Here is an 18,445-nt window from a genome sequence, read left to right as displayed (position 1 = left end):
CGGCGGTGGCCGTCCAGGCGCAGCACAGCAGCAGCAGCTTCGCCATCAGGTTGATCCAGATGAGCAGGGCGATGGGCACCCCGAAGGCGCCGTAGACGTTCCGGCCGGCGACATCGGTCAGATAGCTGCCGAGCAGCAGCTTCAGCAACTCGAAGCCGACCGCGCCGATCAGGCAGGCGGTGATCACCGCCTGCCGCGGCGGCCGGACGGCGGGCAGCCAGACGAGCATGTACGCCAGCAGGAAGAAGGTGACGACCATCGCCAGCAGATAGACGACGATCTGGAAGAGGATCGCGGCGCCGAGCCAGCGGGTGACCCAGTGCAAGGCGTTCATGCCCAGCGCGGAGGCGGCGAGCGACACGAAGGTCACGCCGCCGAGCCCGGCCAGCACGCCCACGTCCGTGATCCGGCGCCGGATGAAGTTCTCCTCCGGCTCCGGCAGGTCCCACACCGCGCGCAGGCAGCCGCGCAGCGCGTCCACCCAGTTGGCGCCGGTGGAGATCACCAGGAGCGCCGAGACGAATCCGATGGTCCCGGCGTGGTCGAAGAACGCCGCCAGGTCGAGCTGGTCGGAGATGCCGGGGACCTGGTCGGAGAACCACCGCTCGACGTCGTCCAGGCGCCGCTCGTCCAGCAGCACCGCGCCGATGGCCGCGGCGAGACCGAGCGCGGGAAAGAGCGTGACGAAGCTGGTGAACGTGATCGCGGCGGCCAGCCGCGTCCACTGTCGCGCGTCGAGGTGCTGGTACACCTGCCACCCACGGCTGCGGAAGAACCACGCCACCACGGCGCCGATCCTCGGCACCCGGGTCAGTCGCTGCATAACGTCGGCCACGCTAGGACCGGGTGCCCCGAATCCCGCACGTGACACGCGCCGGGGAGCTGTCTCGCGCCGCCCCGCTCACGCGGCCTCGGGCGCCCACTGCCGGGGCCGCGGCCTGCGCTGGCGCGGATAGGGCGCGAACCGGAACTCCCGGCGGGGCTCCCAGGCCCCGTCCGGCCCCTGCTCGTAGAGCGAGAAGCCGTTCACGGTCCAGGCGGCCTCGTAGTCCGCCAGCTCCGCCTGCGCGCTGTCCATCGCGCTCTCCGCCACCCCGTGCGCGACCGTGACGTGCGGGTGGTAGGGGAACTGGAGCTCGCGGGCGAGCGGCCCGCCGCGCTCGCGGACACGCTCCTGGAGCCGGCCGCAGGCCAGGCCACCCTCGACCACCCGCACGTAGACCACGGGGGACAGCGGCCGGAAGGTGCCCGTGCCGCACAGCCGCATGCGGAACGGCCGGGCCGCCTCCGCGATGCCCGCCAGGTGCTCGTCGATCACCGGTCGGCACGCCGCGTCCACCTCGGTGGGCGGCAGCAGGGTCACATGGGTGAAGATGCCGGCCGCGGCGGCGTCTCCGAAGCCGAGACGGCAGCGCTGAAGCAGGCTTCCGTGCGGCTCCGGGACCGCGATCGACACGCCGAGCGTGACGGTCCCCACGTGCTCCATGTCCCTGTCGACTCTCCCTGTCGTTCGTCCGCGGAATGTCCTCGGTCCGTCCTGGAATCGTCCCTCAGTCAGTGTGCACCCGCGGGCAGGAAACCGACCTTCTCGTACACGTCGGCCAGTGTCCCGGCGGCGATGGCGCGGGCCTTCTCGGCACCCCGGGCCAGGAGGCGGTCCAGCTCGGCCGGGTCGTCCAGGTACTCCTGGACGCGGGCCCGGAAGGGCGCCACCCAGTCCGCGAACACGTCGCCCAGCTCGGTCTTCAGCGAGCCGTAGAGCCGGCCGGTGAACTTCTCCTCCAGCTCCCCGACGCCGATCCCGGTCAGCGCGGAGTAGATGGTCAGCAGGTTGCTCACGCCGGGCTTGGTCTCCGGGTCGTACCGGATCACCGTGTCGGTGTCGGTGACGGCGCCGCGGAACTTCTTGCCCGACGTCTTCGGGTCGTCCATCAGCCAGACGATGCCCTTGGGCGAGGACGCCGACTTGCTCATCTTGATCGACGGGTCCTGGAGGTCGTAGATCTTCGCGCCCTCCTTCAGGATGTACGGCCCGGGGACGGTGAACGCCCGCCCGAAGCGCCCGTTGAACCGCTCGGCCAGGTCCCTGGTCAGCTCGATGTGCTGGCGCTGGTCCTCCCCGACCGGCACGAGGTCCGCCTGGTAGAGCAGGATGTCGGCGGCCTGGAGCACCGGGTAGGTGAAGAGTCCGACCGTGGTGCCCTCGGCGCCCTGCTTGGCGGCCTTGTCCTTGAACTGGGTCATCCGGGACGCCTCGCCGAAGCCCGTGACGCAGTTCAGCACCCAGGCGAGCTGCGCGTGCTCGGGCACCTGGCTCTGCACGAAGAGGGTGCAGCGCGCGGGGTCGAGCCCGGCGCCCAGGAGCTGGGCGGCGGCCAGCCGGCTGGACTCGCGCAGCGCGCGCGGGTCTTGCGGAACGGTGATCGCGTGCAGGTCGACGATCGAGTAGAACGTGTCGTGCGTCTCCTGAAGCGCCACCCACTGGCGGACGGCGCCCAGATAGTTGCCGAGGTGGAACGAGCCAGCCGTCGGCTGGATTCCGGAGAGCACGCGAGGACGTTCAGCAGCCATGCCGTCATTGTCTCAGGTAACCCGTCCGTGTCTGCCGCCCCGGTGCCGCGCCCGGACCGGCCGGGTGCGGTCCCCGGAAACCCGGGCGGCTACCCTGGACCCCGGGTATCTTGATGACGAGATATCAAGGTGCCCGGACCCGGCCGCTGGAGAGGGAAAGACCGCGCTCATGGCCACGACCAAGGTAGCCAACCCCGTCATGAAGCTCGACGGGGACGAGATGACCCGCGTCATCCGGCGGTTCATCTCGGACGGGCTGATCCTTCCGTATCTCGATGTCGACCCGGAGTACGACGACCTGGGGATCGAGCACCGCGACGTGACGGACGACCAGGTCACGGTCGACGCGGCGCACGCGATCAGGGAGCACGGCGTCGGCGTCACGCGCGCCACCGTCTCGCCGGACGAGGCGAGGGTCGAGGAGTTCGGCCCGAAGCGGATGTACCGCTCCCCGAACGGCACGATCCGGAACATCCCCGGCGGCGTCTTCTCCCGCGAGCCGATCATCATGAGCGACGTGCCGCGTCGGCACGGACCAGCCCTGGCCGACCACCGAGGACTTCCTCGCGGCGCTCGACGAGAGCCTGAGGAAAGAGATCGCGCGTACCTGACGCGCCCCCGACGCCGTGTCCCGGGCGTCCCGCCCCGCCTCCAGCTGGGCGGGGTGCCCGGAACGGCGTCAGATAACCTGCCCCCCGGGTCTCTTGACGTGGAGAGGACCTCGGACACGTAAGCGACCCGGCAGTCATCGTCCGAATCCGGAGACACAATGCCCCGCACCCCCGTCACCGTCACCGTCACCGGCGCCGCCGGCCAGATCGGCTACGCGCTCCTCTTCCGCATCGCGTCCGGGCACCTGCTCGGCCCCGACACCCCGGTGAAGCTCCGGCTGCTGGAGATCACCCCGGCCCTGCCGGCCGCCGAGGGCACCGCCATGGAGCTCGACGACTGCGCCTTTCCGCTGCTGTCCGGCATCGACATCACCGACGATCCGAACGTCGCCTTCGACGGGACCAACGTCGCGCTGCTCGTCGGCGCCCGCCCCCGCGCCAAGGGCATGGAGCGCGGTGACCTGCTGGAGGCCAACGGCGGCATCTTCAAGCCGCAGGGCCGTGCCATCAACGACCACGCCGCCGACGACGTCAAGGTCCTGGTCGTGGGCAACCCGGCCAACACCAACGCGCTGATCGCCCAGGCCGCCGCGCCCGACGTGCCGGCCGACCGCTTCACCGCCATGACCCGCCTGGACCACAACCGGGCGCTGTCGCAGCTGTCCAAGAAGACGGGCGTCCCGGTCAGCGAGATCCGGAAGCTCACCATCTGGGGCAACCACTCCGCCACCCAGTACCCGGACGTCTTCCACGCCGAGGTCGCGGGCAAGAACGCCGCCGAGGCCGTCGGCGACGAGAAGTGGCTGGCCGACGAGTTCATCCCGACGGTCGCCAAGCGCGGCGCCGCGATCATCGAGGCCCGCGGCGCGTCCTCGGCCGCCTCGGCCGCGAACGCCGCCATCGACCACGTGCACACCTGGGTGAACGGCACCCCGGAGGGCGACTGGACCTCGATGGCCATCCCGTCCGACGGCTCCTACGGCGTTGCCGAGGGCCTGATCTCCTCCTTCCCGGTGACCACCGCGGGCGGCTCGTACGAGATCGTCCAGGGCCTGGAGATCAACGAGTTCTCCCGCCCCCGCATCGACGCCTCGGTGCGGGAGCTGGCGGAGGAGCGCGACGCGGTCCGGGGACTCGGTCTCATCTGAGCTCTCGTCCGAGCGCCCTCACCCGGGACGCCGGGGACGTAATATCGTCACATCTGTGGCCCCCACACATTCGCTGTCGGGGCCACACCCGTCCCCGGGACCCACCGCACGGAAGCCGTAAGGAAAGCCACACCATGGCCAAACGTCACCCTCTCCTCGCCGGAGTGGGCGCCCTGTGTCTGGTCGCGACGAGCGCCTGCAGCGTCGCCGGGAGGGTGACGGGCGGCGCGGAGGCCGATCCGGTCTACATCGCGATGCCGGACTGGCCGGGCGGCCAGGCCAACGCGGCGGTCGCCGCCCACGTGCTGGAGGCCGAGCTGGGCGTGGACGTCGTGACCTACCCGACCGACCAGGCGACGGCCTGGGACGCGATCGGCGACGGCGCGATACAGGCGATCCTGGAGGACTGGGGCGCGCTGCCGGACAAGACCGAGCTGCACGTCGAGCACAAGAAGGACGTGGTGGACGCGGGCGGGCTCGGGATCACCGGGCACGTCGGCTGGTTCGTCCCGGCGGACTTCGCCGAGGCGCATCCGCGGGCCCTCCAGTGGCGCAACCTGAACGACTTCGCCGACCTCCTCGGCGGCGCGGTGCTCCAGGGCGATCCGCAGGACGCCACCCGCGACGAGGCGATCATCGAGGAGCTCGGGCTCGACCTGCGGACCGTGGCGGCGGGCAGCGAGGACGCGCTGGTCGAGGAGATATACCGGGCGGGCAGCGGCGGCGCGCCCCTGCTGACGTACTTCTGGCAGCCGCACTGGCTGGCCACCGAGGTCGAGCTGGAGGAGGTCGACCTCCCCGGCTACTACCCGCGCATAGAGCTGCGGAAATACCTCAACGCCGACTTCGCGGCGGACGGCGGCCCGGCCGCCGTGTTCCTGCGGAACTTCTCGTGGACCGCCGACGACCAGAACGCGGTGGCCGAGCTGATCGCCAACGAGGGCCTCTCCCCGGCCGCCGCCGCCGAGCGGTGGGTGACCGACCACCCGGACGCCGTCGCCTCCTGGCTGGCGGGCGGCTGACCGACGCCGGGGGCCGACCGGGGCGGCGGAGTCAGTGGGGGCGGCGGCGCCGGTGGGGGCGGCGGGGCCGGCCGGATCACCCCGCCGAGAAACGCAGCACGTCGCTGAGGATCGGCACCTCAAGCCACGGGTTGGGCTCCGCCATCAGCGTGAGCAGGACGATCAGGCCGCCCAGCACCCCGTAGGTCAGCACATCGGTGAAGCGCGAACGCACCGCCAGCATGCCCACGGCCGGCAGCCAGCCGCGCAGCAGCGCGCCCGCCAGCAGCGCGAGACCGACGGTCAGCAGGCCGATACGGAAGTCCGCCAGGGTGATCAGCAGCCCGGCGACGGTGGCCCCCAGCACCGCGAGCAGGGGCCACTGGCGTATCGGGGCCGGCGCGTCGCCGCCGGCGCTGCGCTGCCCGCCCTCGGGCCGGGCCGTTCCCCGAGTGGGGTACTTGTCCCGGATCCGCCTGCGCCCGCGCCATGTCGTGCCGTTCGCCCCCATGGATCGCCGTTCCCCTTCCTTCGCCGGCCCGTCCGTCACCCGGCCGCCGCGCGCTCGGCGGCCTCGACCACGTTCTGGAGCAGCATCGCCCGGGTCATCGGCCCGACGCCACCGGGGTTCGGGGAGAGCCAGCCGGCGACCTCGGCGACGCCCGGGTGCACATCGCCGACGATCTTGCCGTGCTCGTCCCGGCTGACGCCGACATCGAGGACGGCGGCGCCCGGCTTGATGTCCTCGGGCTTCACCAGGTGCGGCACACCGGCCGCCGCGACGACGATGTCGGCGTCGCGCAGGTGCGCGGACAGCTCGCGGGTGCCGGTATGGACCTGGGTGACCGTGGAGTTCTCGGTGCGGCGGGTGAGCAGCAGCGGGAGGGACCGGCCCACGGTGACGCCCCGGCCGACCACGACGACGTGGGCGCCGGCCAGCTCCACGCCGTAGCGGCGCAGGAGGTGGATGACACCGTTCGGCGTGCAGGGCAGCGGCGCGGGCTCGCCCAGCACCAGGCGGCCCAGGTTGGTGGGGTGCAGTCCGTCCGCGTCCTTGGCCGGGTCGATGAGCTCCAGCACGCGGTTCACGTCGATGCCGCGCGGCAACGGGAGCTGCACCAGGTACCCGGTACAGGCCGGGTCCTCGTTCAACTCGCGGACGACGGCCTCGATCTGCTCCTGGGTCGCGGTCGCGGGAAGCTCCCGCTGGATGGAGGCGATCCCGACAGCCGCGCAGTCGCGGTGCTTGCCGGCCACGTACTTCTGGCTGCCGACGTCCTCCCCGACCAGCAGCGTGCCGAGGCCCGGGACCACGCCGCGCTCCGCGAGGGCGGCGACCCGGACGGACAGATCGGACTTGATCGCGGCGGCGGTTGCCTTGCCGTCGAGAATCTGGGCGCTCATGCCCCCTATCCTCGCGGATGGGGGCCCCAGGTCACCAATCAGCCCCCGGCCGGGCCGGGGGCATGTTGCAGCTTCGCCACAGTCCTTGCGCCCGGCTGGACAGCGGGACCGACCAAAGGATGAAATGACCCGCTGGTGCCGCCCCGGGGGGAAGCGCGCGCGGTTACGGCGTCGTCACGCACACGTCCTCACAGCCTCTGCTTCCCAGGCCCTTTCGCCCGGCCGCAGACCACGGCCGCGGCCGTCCCCGCACCCGGACAAGAGCAGACGAATCACGAGGAGCCCACAGACGTGAGCAACTATCAGACGCCCCCCGGGCAGCCGCCGCAGGGCGGGCAGCCGGGTCCGTATCCGCCGCAGGGCGTCCCCGGCCAGGGCCTCCAGAAGGACGGTCGGCCCGGACAGCCCGGCCCCTACCCAGGGGGAGCGCCCGGTCCTTACCCGGGTGGGCAGCCCGGCCCCTACCCGCCGCAGGGCGCGCCGCAGCCGGGCGCGTACCCGGGCCCGGGGCAGGGCGCGCCGCAGCCGGGCGCGTACCCGGTGACGCCGGGGCCCGTACCGCCCGGCATGCCCGTGTCTCCCGCCGGGTTCGGGCTGGCGATGAAGACGCGCAATCCGCTCGGCGTCTGGGGCCTGACCCTCATCACCCTCGGCATCTACGGCCTGGTGTGGTGGTTCAAGATCCAGAAGGAGCTCGGCCTCTTCGACCGGCGGATCGTGGTCAACCCGGGGGTCAGCGTGCTGGCGTTCCTCCCCGGCGCGTACATCGTCGTCCCGCCGTTCGTCTCGGTCTACAACACCGCCACCCGGATCCAGGCCGCCCAGCGCGCGGCCGGTCTGCCGCAGTCGTGCAGCGGCGGCCTCGGCATCCTGCTGTACATCCTGCTCGGGACGCACACGATCTACTACCAGTCCGAGCTGAACAAGATCAACACCCACTACCGGAACCCTCCGGAGGGCACCCAGCTCCCGCTGGTCGCCTGAGGTTCACCGCACCGCCGCCGTCCGCGCGCCCGGGCCGTCAAGCCCGGCGCGCGGACGCGGCGTTGAGGGGCGATCACGGGGTGTCCGTGGTCGAATATCCGGTATGAGCGAAAGGTACTCGGTCTTCACCGCGCCTCGCGGCGGCGTGATGACCAAGGAAGTCGGCGTGATCACCGGCGAGTTGGAGCTGCACAGCAGCGCCGGGCCGGACGGCGCGCTGACGCTGAGGGTCCGTTACGCGGGCGCCGACGAGTGGTACACGCCGGAGGGCGGGCCGTACACGCTGTACGACCCGCGCGACCACGAGGTGGTGCACGAGGTGGTCGTCGACCTCCTGCACCGCCCGCCGCTGACGCCGGCCGCCGGGACCGGTGGCGCGTCCTCGGTCAATGGCCCCTCCGCCAGCGATGGCCCCTCCACGATCAATGGCCCCTCCACGATCAATGAAAGAAGTGCCGGGTCCCGGTGAGGTAGAGGGAGATCCCCGCCGCCCGGGCGGCCTCGACCACGTGCTCGTCCCGGACCGAACCGCCCGGCTGCACCACGGCCTTGACGCCGGCCTCGGTCAGCACCTCCAGGCCGTCCGGGAACGGGAAGAAGGCGTCCGAGGCCGCGAACGCCCCCGCCGCCCGCTCCGCGCCCGCCCGCTGGACCGCCAGCCTGGCCGAGTCCACGCGGTTGACCTGGCCCATCCCGACGCCGACCGTGGCGCCGTCCTTGACCAGCAGGATCGCGTTCGACTTCACCGCCCGGCAGGCGCGCCAGGCGAAGGCGAGATCCGCCAGCCCGTCCGCGTCCAGCGCCTCGCCGGTCACCAGCCGCCAGGCGGCCGGGTCGTCGCCGGGGGCCTGGAGCCGGTCGGTGACCTGGACCAGCGTGCCGCCGTCGATCGGCCGGTACTCGGTGACCGCCTCGGGCCGCTCGGGGCAGCGCAGCACCCGGATGTTCTTCTTGCGGGCCAGCACCTCGACGGCGCCGTTCTCGTACGCGGGCGCGACGATGACCTCGGTGAAGATGTCCGCGACCTGCTCGGCCATGGCCACCGAGACCGGCCGGTTGACGGCGATGACCCCGCCGAACGCGGACAGCGGGTCGCAGGCGTGCGCCCTACGGTGCGCCTCGGCGACGTCCGCGCCGATCGCGATGCCGCACGGGTTGGTGTGCTTGATGATCGCCACGCACGGCGGCTCGTGGTCGTAGGCGGCCCGGCGGGCGGCCTCGGTGTCCACGTAGTTGTTGTACGACATCTCCTTGCCGTGCACTTGCTCGGCCGCCGCCAGGCCGGTGCCGCCGCCGTCGGTGTAGAGCGCGGCGGCCTGGTGCGGGTTCTCGCCGTAGCGCAACACCCGTTCGAGGCCGAACGTCAGGCGGGCCCGCTCGACGAACAGCTCACCCTCGGCCGTCTCGTCCGCGTCCGCCGCCTCGACGGCGTCGAGCTGCGTGAACCAGCCGGCCACCGCCGCGTCGTACGCCGCCGTGTGCTGGAAGGCGCGGGCGGCCAGCCGCCGCCGCTCCGCCAGTGTGAACCCGCCGTCCGCCACGGCCGCCAGCACGTCCGCGTACCGCTCGGGGTCGGTGACGACCGCGACGGACGGGTGGTTCTTCGCCGCCGCGCGCACCATCGAGGGGCCGCCGATGTCGATCTGCTCCACGCACTCGTCGGGCGAGGCGCCGGACTCGACGGTGAGCTGGAACGGGTAGAGGTTGACCACCACCAGGTCGAACGGCTCGACGCCGAGCTCGTCGAGCTGCGCCCGGTGCTCCGGCTTGCGCAGGTCGGCGAGGATGCCCGCGTGGACGCGCGGGTGGAGGGTCTTCACCCGGCCGTCCAGGCACTCGGGGAAGCCGGTCAGCTCCTCGACCGGGGTGACCGGCACCCCGGCGGCGGCGATCTTCCCGGCCGTTGAGCCGGTGGACACGATCCGCACCCCCGCCGCGTGCAGGCCCCGGGCCAGCTCGTCCAGACCGGTCTTGTCGTAGACGCTGACCAGCGCACGTCGGATGGGCCGCTTCGCCTCGCGGGCGGTTCGGGCGGTCTCTTCGGCGGTCACGGGATATACACCTTTCGTCCCTTGATGCTGTACCCGTCGCGGGCGAGCCGGCCCACGACGTCGACCAGGAGCCTGCGCTCCACGTCCTTGATCCGCTCGTGCAACGCGGCCTCGTCGTCCTCGTCGCGGATCTCCACGACCCCCTGCGCGATCACCGGCCCGGTGTCCACGCCGTCGTCCACGAAGTGGACGGTGCAGCCGGTCACTTTCGCACCGTAGGCGAGGGCGTCGCGCACGCCGTGCGCCCCGGGGAAGCTGGGCAGCAGCGCCGGGTGCGTGTTGACGATCCGGCCGCCGAACCTCGCCAGGAACTCCGCCCCGACGATCTTCATGAAGCCCGCCGAGACCACCAGGTCCGGCCGGTGCGCGGAGACCGCGTCGGCCAGCGCCACGTCCCACTCCGGGCGCGAGGCGAAGTCCGCGACCCGGCGGACGAACGTCGGCAGCCCGGCGCGCTCGGCCCGGCGCAGTCCCTCGATGCCGCTCCGGTCGGCGCCCACCGCCACCACCTCGGCGCCGTACGCCGGGCCGCCTTCGGCGGTGGCGTCCAGCAGTGCCTGGAGATTGGTCCCCGATCCTGAGACGAGGACGACGACGCGGGCCGGAGACGAAGGCTCCGTGGGAGCGGCCACGATGGGGGTCTTTCTCTGGGGACGGTCTGCCGCCACGATACCGGCATGCCCCGCTCCCCCCGTGCCGTGGGGCCGCCCGGGCCAGGTACGGTCGAAGGCACCGGACCCATCCGCAGCCACGAGGGAGATTCGACGACCACGATGACGGACCGACGCCGTGCCTCCGGCCAGCAGGAGCGGCCGGGCGAGGAGGACAACCCCTTCGCCCCGCCGCCCGAGGGAGAGCCCGACCGGCCGTGGCGACCGCGTCACCCGGAGCCGTCCGGGGGAGCCGGCGGCGACGCCGGGCAGGATGAGCAACGCCAGCGCTGGGGCAGCCAGTGGAGCAGGCGCCAGCCCAAGCGGGACGGCGGCGCCTTCGGCGAGCCGCCGCGGCGCGACCCCGAGAGCGGTGGCGGCCCCGGCGCGGGCGACGGCCCGGGCGCCCGGGGCCGCTGGGACCCGGCCGATCCGGCCCAGCGGCACGCGCGGTACGCGGTGCTGGCGGGCATGTGGGGCGTCTTCAGCGGACTGCTCGGCTGGGAATGGCTGGCCCTGCTGCTCGGCGCCCTGGCGCTGTACTGGGGCGTGAGCGCGCTGCGCGGCGGCCCCAAGCCCGACGGAGAGCCGAGGAACCGCCGCCTGGAGGCCCTGGAGGGCAAGCCACCGCCCCCCGCCGCCCCCGCTCCCCCGGCCGGCCGCCCGGCCCGGCCGCAGCTCACGGCGGCGATCTCCGGGATCGTGCTGGCGTCGGCGGCACTGGTGATCGTGGCGACGACCTACACCGTTCAGCTGGTCTACAAGGACTACTTCGACTGCGTGGACGAAGCCCTGACCTCCCCGTCCAGGGAGTCGTGCGAAGACCTCCTCCCCGACCGGCTCCGCCGGGTGCTGGGCGAGGAGGACTGAGGGCCGAGAACGGAGAACTACGGTCCGGGCCGTTTCTCCGGCGGCTGGTCCGGGGTCCGGGGGATCTCGGGGACCAGCGCGCCGGAGGTCTTCTTCAGGGCCGCCCAGCGTGTTCTGCGGGCGCCCGTGGCGTGCCACGTGTCCGCGTCGTCCGTTCCCCCGGGGGCCGGGCGGCGGCGCGGGGCGCGCGGGAGCCCACGCGGGCGGACGACGACGGCGGCCCGCGCGACGCGCGCCGTGACCCACTGCCGCAGCCACCGGGGCCGGCGCAGCCGCCGGGACCGCAGCGCGAGGGCCAGCGGGGTGCCGAGCACGGCCGTCCAGCCGGCGGCGGCCGGGGCCACGAGCAGGCCGTCCGGTCCGAACTCGGCCAGCGCGCCGCTGCCCAGCGGCCCGCCGGCCAGCGTCGCCAGCAGGCCGAGGGCCACGCCGGTGCCGCAGGCCGCGAGCAGCACGGTGAGCGCGGTGCCCTGCCGACCCGACGCGGTGACCCGCTCGCCGCGCACGGGCACGGCGGCGCGGGCGGCGAACCACGCGGTCGCCGCCACCCCGGCGGCGGGCACCAGGGCGGCCGTCCACAGGGCCGGACCCTGGGGCGTCTGCGCGGGCAGCACGGCGAAGAGCGGGAACGGCGGCAGGTCCGGGGCGCCGCTGACGCCCAGCGGCGCGACCGCGGTGCCGCCGCCCACCGTGAACCCGGGGCCGAGTCCGTACGCCGCCCCCCACACCGCCGCGTTGGGGGCCAGCGCCAGGGCCAGCAGGAGCACCGCCAGCCGACCCGACCACTCGCCGCTGAGCTGCCCCAAGCCGTCCTGCGCGGCCGACGCGCGCAGCACCAGCGCCCCCGCCACGAGCAGCGCCCCGGCGGCGCAGTACGCGGCGGTCCCGGCCGCCGCGATCCGGCCGGCGGCCAGCAGCCGGCGTCGGTCGAGGGCGGCGAGCACCCCCGGTGGCAGCCGGCGGAACGGCCACGGCGCGGGCGGGCCCCACGCCGCCCAGGCCCCGGCCAGCGTGACCGTCAACGCGAACAGCGGCAGATGCACGGCGGCGCTCAGCGGTCTGGCGTCGATCGGGGCGGGCAGGGTGTGGAGGACGGCCGCCGCCCCGGCGAGCAGGTACCCGCCGGTGATCCACAGCGCCGCGCGGGTGGCCCCGGCCGGCTCCGTTCCCCAGTCCACGGCGCGGACGGCGCGCAGCAGCAGCCAGCCCGGCAGCGCGCACAGCAGTAGCGGGGTCAGCCCGACCGGGGCGGGGGTGCCGCCGAGGGTGTCGGAGCGCAGCAGTTCCGTGCCATGGGCCAGCAGCCACAGGTCCGTGGCGACGCGGAGGGCACCGTCGGCGCCACTGTCGGGGTAGGGCGAGAGGGTCCACAGGAGGAGGACGAGCGCGGCGAGTGCGCCGAGCCCGAGACCGGCGGCCAGCAGCCCTTCGAGAAGCCATCGGAGAGGGTGTCGCACGCGGCCATGCTGCCAACAACAGCCGGCGGGGGCGGGTAACGGGGTTTCACCGTGGTGTCGCTCGATATGCGCACATGTCCCTCTTCTCACCGCCTGCCGGGACGAGCAGCGGGCTTCCGTGCTGACCGAGCTGCTGACCGAGCTGCTGACCGAGCTGCTGACCGAGCCTCGCGGCGGACCCGCCGGTCCGCTCCCGTTCCGGCACGGGTGATCCGCGCGACGAGCGAACGTGCCAGGCGGCGGCTGACGCTCGCCGCCTCGGCGGCGGTGCTGCTGGGGGTGGCCACGATGGCCGCGGGCACGGCGACGCCGCTGCCGGCGCGGTGAGCCGCCGGCCGGGCGGCGAAAGCCGCCCGCCCCTCCCCGGGACGGGGAAGGGCGGGCGGGACGTCGGGGCGCCGGGTCTCAGGCCCCCGTGCCCAGCAGCTCGCGGGCCAGGAGCGCCGTCTCGGAGGGGGTCTTGCCGACCTTCACCCCGGCGGCCTCCAGGGCCTCCTTCTTCGCCTGCGCGGTGCCGGCCGAGCCGGAGACGATGGCGCCGGCGTGGCCCATCGTCTTGCCCTCGGGCGCGGTGAAGCCCGCCACGTAGCCGACGACCGGCTTGGTGACGTTCGCCTTGATGAAGTCCGCCGCCCGCTCCTCGGCGTCGCCGCCGATCTCGCCGATCATCACGATCAGGTCGGTGTCGGGGTCCGCCTCGAACGCCGCGAGCGCGTCGATGTGCGTCGTCCCGATGATCGGGTCGCCACCGATGCCGACGCAGGAGCTGAAGCCCAGATCACGCAGCTCGTACATCATCTGGTACGTCAGCGTGCCGGACTTCGAGACCAACCCGATGCGGCCCGGCTTGGTGATGTCGGCCGGGATGATGCCCGCGTTGGACTGGCCCGGGGTGATGAGGCCGGGACAGTTGGGGCCGATGATGCGGGTCTTGTTGCCCTTCTTCCCGGCGTACGCCCAGAAGTTGGCGGTGTCGTGGACCGCGATGCCCTCGGTGATCACGACGGCGAGCGGAATCTCGGCGTCGATCGCCTCGATGACCGCGTCCTTGGTGAACTTCTCCGGGACGAAGATGACGGTCACATCGGCGCCGGTGGCCTCGACGGCCTCCTTCACACCGCCGAAGACGGGCACCTCGGTGCCGTCGAAGTCGACCTTCTGGCCCGCCTTGCGGGGGTTCACGCCGCCGACGATGTTGGTGCCGGCCGCCAGCATGCGCCTGGTGTGCTTCTGGCCTTCGGAACCGGTCATCCCCTGGACGATGACCTTGCTTTCCTTGGTGAGGAAGATAGCCATGGTGGTGTTCGGTTTCCTTTACTCGGCCTTACTTGGCAGCCAGCTCGGCGGCCCGGTCGGCCGCTCCATCCATCGTGTCCACCTGCTCGACGAGCGGGTGGTCGGCGTCGGTCAGGATCTTCCGGCCGAGCTCCGCGTTGTTGCCGTCCAGCCGGACGACCAGCGGCTTGGTGACGTCCTCACCCTTGGACTTCAGCAGCTCCAGGGCCTGCACGATGCCGTTCGCGACGGCGTCGCACGCGGTGATGCCACCGAAGACGTTCACGAAGACGGACTTGACCTCGGGGTCGCCCAGGATGATCTCCAGGCCGTTGGCCATCACCTCGGCGGACGCGCCGCCGCCGATGTCCAGGAAGTTGGCCGGCTTCACACCGCTGTGCTTCTCGCCCGCGTAGGCGACGACGTCCAGGGTGCTCATGACGAGACCCGCGCCGTTGCCGATGATGCCGACCGAGCCGCCGTCGAGCTTCACGTAGTTCAGCCCGCGCTCCTTGGCGGCGGCCTCCAGCGGGTTGGCCGCGGCCTTGTCCTCCAGGGCGGCGTGGTCCGGCTGGCGGAACTCGGCGTTGGCGTCCAGCGACACCTTGCCGTCCAGCGCGACGATCCGGCCGTCGCCGGTCTTGACCAGCGGGTTGACCTCAACCAGCAGCGCGTCCTCGGCGATGAAAACGGCCCACAGCTTCTGCAGGACGTTGACCACCTGGTCGGCGATCTCGGCGGGGAAGCGGGCTGCCGCCACGATCTCGCGGGCCTTCTCCTCGGTCACGCCGTCGATCGCGTCCACCGGGATCTTGGCCAGCGCCTCGGGGTTGTTGACCGCGACTTCCTCGATCTCCACGCCGCCCTCGACGGAGGCCATGGCGAGGAAGGTGCGGTTGGTGCGGTCGAGGAGGAAGGAGACGTAGTACTCCTCCACGATGTCGGCCGTCTGGGCCAGCATCACCCGGTGGACCGTGTGGCCCTTGATGTCCATGCCGAGGATGGCGCCGGCCTTGGCCACGGCGTCCTCGGGGTCGGAGGCGAGCTTCACACCGCCGGCCTTGCCCCGCCCGCCGGTCTTGACCTGCGCCTTGACAACCGCGCGACCACCGAGTCGCTCGGTCACCTCACGCGCCGCCTCGGGGGTGTCGATGACTTCACCGGCCAGCACCGGTACGCCATGCTTGGCGAAAAGATCCCTCGCCTGGTACTCGAACAGGTCCACGCGCGTCCGTCCCTCATCAGTGGTATCGCGGATCGTTTACAGCGGTGGGCGTGCCGCGAGGCCGCGCGCACGCGGCAAGTCCGGAGATGAGCGTATCGGGGGGCCGCGAAGGCGCATAAATCGTGGGTCACACCTGAGTGGTGAGACCTGTCACAGTCCCACCGGCCCGGCTGCCCCGCCGCCGACGGCGGCGGACCGGGGGCACCCACCGGGCGCGGGCACACCGCTCCCCTCCTCCATTCCCCTTCGCGCAGGGGAAGCGCGGACGGGAAGAGGGAGAGGACGCGCCCGCCCTCGGCGCCCGGGCCGGGGCTACCCGCGGACGTGTTCCCGGATCCAGGTCACCACCTCGCCGGTCCCCGCGCCCGGGGTGAAGATCTCGGCCACGCCCGCCGCCTTCAGCGGAGCGATGTCCGCCTCCGGGATGATGCCGCCGCCGAAGACCGTGATGTCGCTCGCGTCCCGTTCCTTCAGCAGCTCGATGACGCGCGCGAAGAGCGTGTTGTGGGCACCGGAGAGGATGGACATGCCGATGGCGTCCGCGTCCTCCTGGATCGCGGTGTCCACGATCTGCTCGGGGGTTTGGTGCAACCCGGTATAGATGACCTCCATACCGGCGTCGCGCAGCGCCCGGGCGATGACCTTGGCCCCACGGTCGTGACCGTCGAGACCGGGCTTGGCCACCACGACACGGATCGGACCCGAAACACCCATCTGAAGCCTCCCAAGGACGATGACACCAGGATCTCTCACACCACCGGGCTCGCGGCAGACTCAGAGGGGGAAATCACACCCGCGGGACATCCGGCACTCAATTCGAACGATTACCGAACGAGTTGTGACGTGATGATGCGCGCGCCCGCCGAAAGGCGGCCTATTGCCCGGTTCCTGGTGCTCGAAACCCGCGAACAGCCCGCGAAAGATTGTGGCCGAAGCGTACTGCCAGGTACAGTCGCGGCACTACAGCGCCGGGCCCCCACCCCTGCTCCTGTTGTCGAGCCGAAAGGCGTATTCGGTGAGCGATCGTCTGTTGTCGGAAGTCTCCGACCACTCGGATCACTCCGGCATCGGCTCTTACGCCGCCTACGACCCGCTCGACCCCTCATACGGCCATGACCATCAGGCCACCACCCACTACTGGGGGACGATGGACCAGCAGTGGACGGGCTACGGCCAGCAGGGTCAGGCCACCGAGTGGTACGGGGAACACCCGCGGCCCGCCCCCTACGGCACCGACGGCTGGGACGCCGGACAGCCTTTCGCGGCGGACCCGGACCCAGCCCACGCGTACGACGGCTATCACGAGGCCGGGTACGCCTACCAGGAGCCGGTGGCCCAGGCTCCCGAGCCGCGATACCAGCCGGACCCCAAGCCCGAGGCCGAACCGGAGCCGGAGACCGATCCGGAAGCCGCGACCGGGTCCGCCCCGGAGCCCGAGGCCGTTCCCGCTCCGGTTCCCGTCCCCGGACCGCGCGCCCAGCGCGGCAGGCGGCGGCGGGCGTCGCGGATGCGTCCGCGCCGGTCCGCGTTCCTGAGCGTCGCCGCGCCCTCCCTGGCGGTCCTCGGTGTCACCGCCGTCGCCACCGCCGCGACGGTCTCCGGCGGCCCGGGCTCCGCGCCCGCACCGGCCCCGGTCGCCGCGCCCGATCCGGGCGAGGCAGAAACGGTCGCCGCCAACGAGGAGTTCGACACCCAGCTCACCAGTCTCTCGGCCGCCGCCGACGACTACGCGGAGCGCGCCAGCCGGACCCAGGGCCGGATCGACCTGGAGGCGCAGCAGGAGGCCGAGGAGCAGGCGGCGGCGGAGGAGGCGGCCCGCCGCGAGGCCGCCCGGCAGAAGTTCTTCCTCCCGGTCGAACAGCACGGACTCAGCGCCTACTTCGGGCAGTCCGGCATCAACTGGATGTCCACGCACACCGGCATCGACTTCCCGGTCGGCTACGGCACCCCGGTCCGGGCCGCCACCGACGGCACGATCAGCACCCAGTGGCACCCCAGCTACGGCAACATGATGATCCTGACCGCCCCGGACGGCACCGAGACGTGGTACGCGCATCTGAGCAGCACGGCCTACACCTCCGGCTCGGTCCAGGCCGGCACCGTCATCGCGTACTCGGGGAACTCCGGCACCTCCACCGGACCGCACCTGCACTTCGAGGTCCGTCCCTACGGCGGCTCCCCCGTCGACCCGCTGCCCTGGCTGCGCGGCAACGGGCTGGAGCCCACCTGAGGCCATCGCCCCTGACCGAGGGCCCCGCACAGCGGAAGGCACCCCTCATATAAGGCATAAGGGCACCCCTCTATAGCGGAACGGGCCCGGCGGCTCCTGTTCGGAGCGCCGGGCCCTTTTCTTCCGGTCGTCAGTGGCCCCGTGCTAACGCCTGCGCTGCACGCCCGTGCACAGCGCGATGGCGCCGACCGGGGCGAGGGCGAGGAAGAGGTAGTTGGCGGCCTCGTTGGTCTCTTCCCAGATGTCCCAGGTGTCCCCGAACTTCTGGAACAGGACCTCGATGCCGCTCAGCTTCTCGGCCTCCAGGCCGGTGAACGGGTCCACGCCGCCGGTGTAGATGTACTCGCTCATCACCATGGCCGTGCCGTAGAGCTCACCGAAGATCGCCGCCGCCAGGCCGAGCGCGGCGGCCACCAGGTACGCGCCCCAGTTCCCCCGGGCGAGGAACGCCGGGCCGACGCCCACGGCCGCGCCGATGGCCAGCGAGATGTAGCTGATCTGCGTGAACTCGCCCTTCTCCTCGTCGAACATCCCGTTGTAGATGAACCCGTAGAGGATGCCCGCGATGATCGCGGCGGCGAGGGCGGCGACGATCGCCAGCGGCACGTTCGACCGGCGGCCGGCGGGCGGGGGCGCCGGGTAGCCGCCGTACGGCTGCGGCTGGGCCGGCGGGTAGCCGTAACCCTGCTGCGGCGGCTGGCCGTAGGGCTGCGGTTGTCCGTACGGCTGAGGCTGTCCGTAGGGTTGCGGCTGGCCATAGCCGCCCGGCTGTTGTGGCTGCTGACCGTATCCGTCCGGCTGTTGCTGCCAGGGCTGGCTCATGGTGTGTTCCCCCTGGGAATCTCAGGTCGTACGTACTCCGGGGACAGACCGGCGAGCGTGGAGTACGCACATTGCCACCTGGCAGCTAATCGCCCCCCGGGCCCGCACCACAAGCCTTTTCCCCGGGCTGTGACATAGCGGCGACA

The 18,445-nt window shown here is 72.4% G+C and carries 18 protein-coding genes and 1 pseudogene; 7 read left to right on the top strand and 12 right to left on the bottom strand.

What is annotated here, in order from left to right; translation table 11 throughout:
• Positions 1-64: 64 nt before the first annotated feature.
• From OIE51_RS17630 to trpS, 3 genes and pseudogenes are all read right to left on the bottom strand, one after another.
• Positions 65-823 (bottom strand): annotated as a pseudogene (locus OIE51_RS17630) (YihY/virulence factor BrkB family protein); the annotation flags it as partial.
• A 78-nt stretch (positions 824-901) separates the two neighbouring features.
• Positions 902-1,477, bottom strand: coding sequence for a 2'-5' RNA ligase family protein (locus tag OIE51_RS17625; RefSeq protein ID WP_326600667.1), 576 nt, complete (start codon positions 1,475-1,477; stop codon positions 902-904).
• A 77-nt stretch (positions 1,478-1,554) separates the two neighbouring features.
• Complete coding sequence (trpS, locus tag OIE51_RS17620; protein ID WP_326598673.1) at positions 1,555-2,571, bottom strand: tryptophan--tRNA ligase; 1,017 nt, start codon at positions 2,569-2,571, stop codon at positions 1,555-1,557.
• A gap of 169 nt (positions 2,572-2,740) precedes the next feature.
• Between trpS and OIE51_RS27000 the strand changes: the two genes are divergently transcribed.
• The 3 genes from OIE51_RS27000 to OIE51_RS17605 all read left to right on the top strand — a co-directional run bounded on the left by OIE51_RS27000 (position 2,741) and on the right by OIE51_RS17605 (position 5,352).
• A complete protein-coding gene (locus tag OIE51_RS27000; protein ID WP_442811949.1) occupies positions 2,741-3,304 on the top strand; it encodes a hypothetical protein in 564 nt (187 codons plus the stop codon).
• Positions 3,305-3,340: 36 nt separating this feature from the next.
• Positions 3,341-4,330 carry a malate dehydrogenase gene (locus OIE51_RS17610; RefSeq protein WP_326598672.1) on the top strand — a complete coding sequence of 330 codons (990 nt, stop codon included), beginning with the start codon at positions 3,341-3,343 and terminating at the stop codon, positions 4,328-4,330.
• 134 nt (positions 4,331-4,464) lie between these two features.
• A complete protein-coding gene (locus tag OIE51_RS17605) occupies positions 4,465-5,352 on the top strand; it encodes a glycine betaine ABC transporter substrate-binding protein (protein WP_326598671.1) in 888 nt (295 codons plus the stop codon).
• A 76-nt stretch (positions 5,353-5,428) separates the two neighbouring features.
• On the opposite strand, the gene OIE51_RS17600 is transcribed toward OIE51_RS17605, so the two are convergent.
• Together OIE51_RS17600 and OIE51_RS17595 are read right to left on the bottom strand one after the other, a co-directional pair.
• Positions 5,429-5,842, bottom strand: coding sequence for a DUF3017 domain-containing protein (locus OIE51_RS17600; RefSeq protein ID WP_326598670.1), 414 nt, complete (start codon positions 5,840-5,842; stop codon positions 5,429-5,431).
• Between the two features lie 35 nt (positions 5,843-5,877).
• Positions 5,878-6,735 (bottom strand): bifunctional methylenetetrahydrofolate dehydrogenase/methenyltetrahydrofolate cyclohydrolase, encoded by an 858-nt coding sequence (locus OIE51_RS17595; protein ID WP_326598668.1) that lies wholly within the window; start codon positions 6,733-6,735, stop codon positions 5,878-5,880.
• 291 nt (positions 6,736-7,026) lie between these two features.
• Between OIE51_RS17595 and OIE51_RS17590 the strand changes: the two genes are divergently transcribed.
• The gene (locus OIE51_RS17590) at positions 7,027-7,719 is read left to right on the top strand and encodes a DUF4234 domain-containing protein (RefSeq protein ID WP_326598667.1); all 693 of its coding nucleotides are present in this window, start codon (positions 7,027-7,029) and stop codon (positions 7,717-7,719) included.
• A gap of 103 nt (positions 7,720-7,822) precedes the next feature.
• Positions 7,823-8,188 (top strand): hypothetical protein, encoded by a 366-nt coding sequence (locus OIE51_RS17585; protein WP_326598666.1) that lies wholly within the window; start codon positions 7,823-7,825, stop codon positions 8,186-8,188.
• Here OIE51_RS17585 and purH read toward each other — a convergent pair.
• Entirely contained in the window at positions 8,160-9,770 is a 1,611-nt protein-coding gene (purH, locus tag OIE51_RS17580; protein ID WP_326598665.1) for a bifunctional phosphoribosylaminoimidazolecarboxamide formyltransferase/IMP cyclohydrolase, read from the bottom strand. The genes OIE51_RS17585 and purH overlap by 29 nt on opposite strands.
• A complete protein-coding gene (gene purN, locus OIE51_RS17575; RefSeq protein WP_326598664.1) occupies positions 9,767-10,402 on the bottom strand; it encodes a phosphoribosylglycinamide formyltransferase in 636 nt (211 codons plus the stop codon). Before purN ends, purH begins: the two co-directional genes overlap by 4 nt.
• A 141-nt stretch (positions 10,403-10,543) precedes the next feature.
• On the opposite strand from purN, the gene OIE51_RS17570 reads away from it, so the two are divergent.
• Positions 10,544-11,290, top strand: a complete 747-nt coding sequence (locus OIE51_RS17570; RefSeq protein ID WP_326598663.1) for a hypothetical protein — start codon at positions 10,544-10,546, stop codon at positions 11,288-11,290.
• 17 nt (positions 11,291-11,307) lie between these two features.
• Here OIE51_RS17570 and OIE51_RS17565 read toward each other — a convergent pair whose 3' ends face one another.
• From OIE51_RS17565 to OIE51_RS17550, 4 genes are all read right to left on the bottom strand, one after another.
• Entirely contained in the window at positions 11,308-12,747 is a 1,440-nt protein-coding gene (locus tag OIE51_RS17565; protein WP_326598662.1) for a cell division protein PerM, read from the bottom strand.
• Between the two features lie 405 nt (positions 12,748-13,152).
• The gene (gene sucD / locus OIE51_RS17560; protein WP_326598661.1) at positions 13,153-14,043 is read right to left on the bottom strand and encodes a succinate--CoA ligase subunit alpha; all 891 of its coding nucleotides are present in this window, start codon (positions 14,041-14,043) and stop codon (positions 13,153-13,155) included.
• 28 nt (positions 14,044-14,071) lie between these two features.
• A complete protein-coding gene (sucC, locus tag OIE51_RS17555) occupies positions 14,072-15,247 on the bottom strand; it encodes an ADP-forming succinate--CoA ligase subunit beta (protein ID WP_326598659.1) in 1,176 nt (391 codons plus the stop codon).
• A 312-nt stretch (positions 15,248-15,559) separates the two neighbouring features.
• Entirely contained in the window at positions 15,560-15,961 is a 402-nt protein-coding gene (locus OIE51_RS17550; RefSeq protein ID WP_326598658.1) for a cobalamin B12-binding domain-containing protein, read from the bottom strand.
• 301 nt (positions 15,962-16,262) lie between these two features.
• Here OIE51_RS17550 and OIE51_RS17545 point away from each other — a divergent pair, with 301 nt between their 5' ends.
• Entirely contained in the window at positions 16,263-17,477 is a 1,215-nt protein-coding gene (locus OIE51_RS17545) for a M23 family metallopeptidase (RefSeq protein ID WP_326598657.1), read from the top strand.
• Between the two features lie 144 nt (positions 17,478-17,621).
• On the opposite strand, the gene OIE51_RS17540 is transcribed toward OIE51_RS17545, so the two are convergent.
• Positions 17,622-18,299, bottom strand: coding sequence for a hypothetical protein (locus OIE51_RS17540; protein ID WP_326598656.1), 678 nt, complete (start codon positions 18,297-18,299; stop codon positions 17,622-17,624).
• Positions 18,300-18,445 lie beyond the last annotated feature (146 nt).

Source organism: Streptomyces sp. NBC_01803 (genome assembly GCF_035917415.1).
GTDB lineage: Bacteria > Actinomycetota > Actinomycetes > Streptomycetales > Streptomycetaceae > Streptomyces.
Note: the sequence above shows the minus strand (reverse complement) of the source record. Positions and strands in the feature narration are given on the sequence as shown.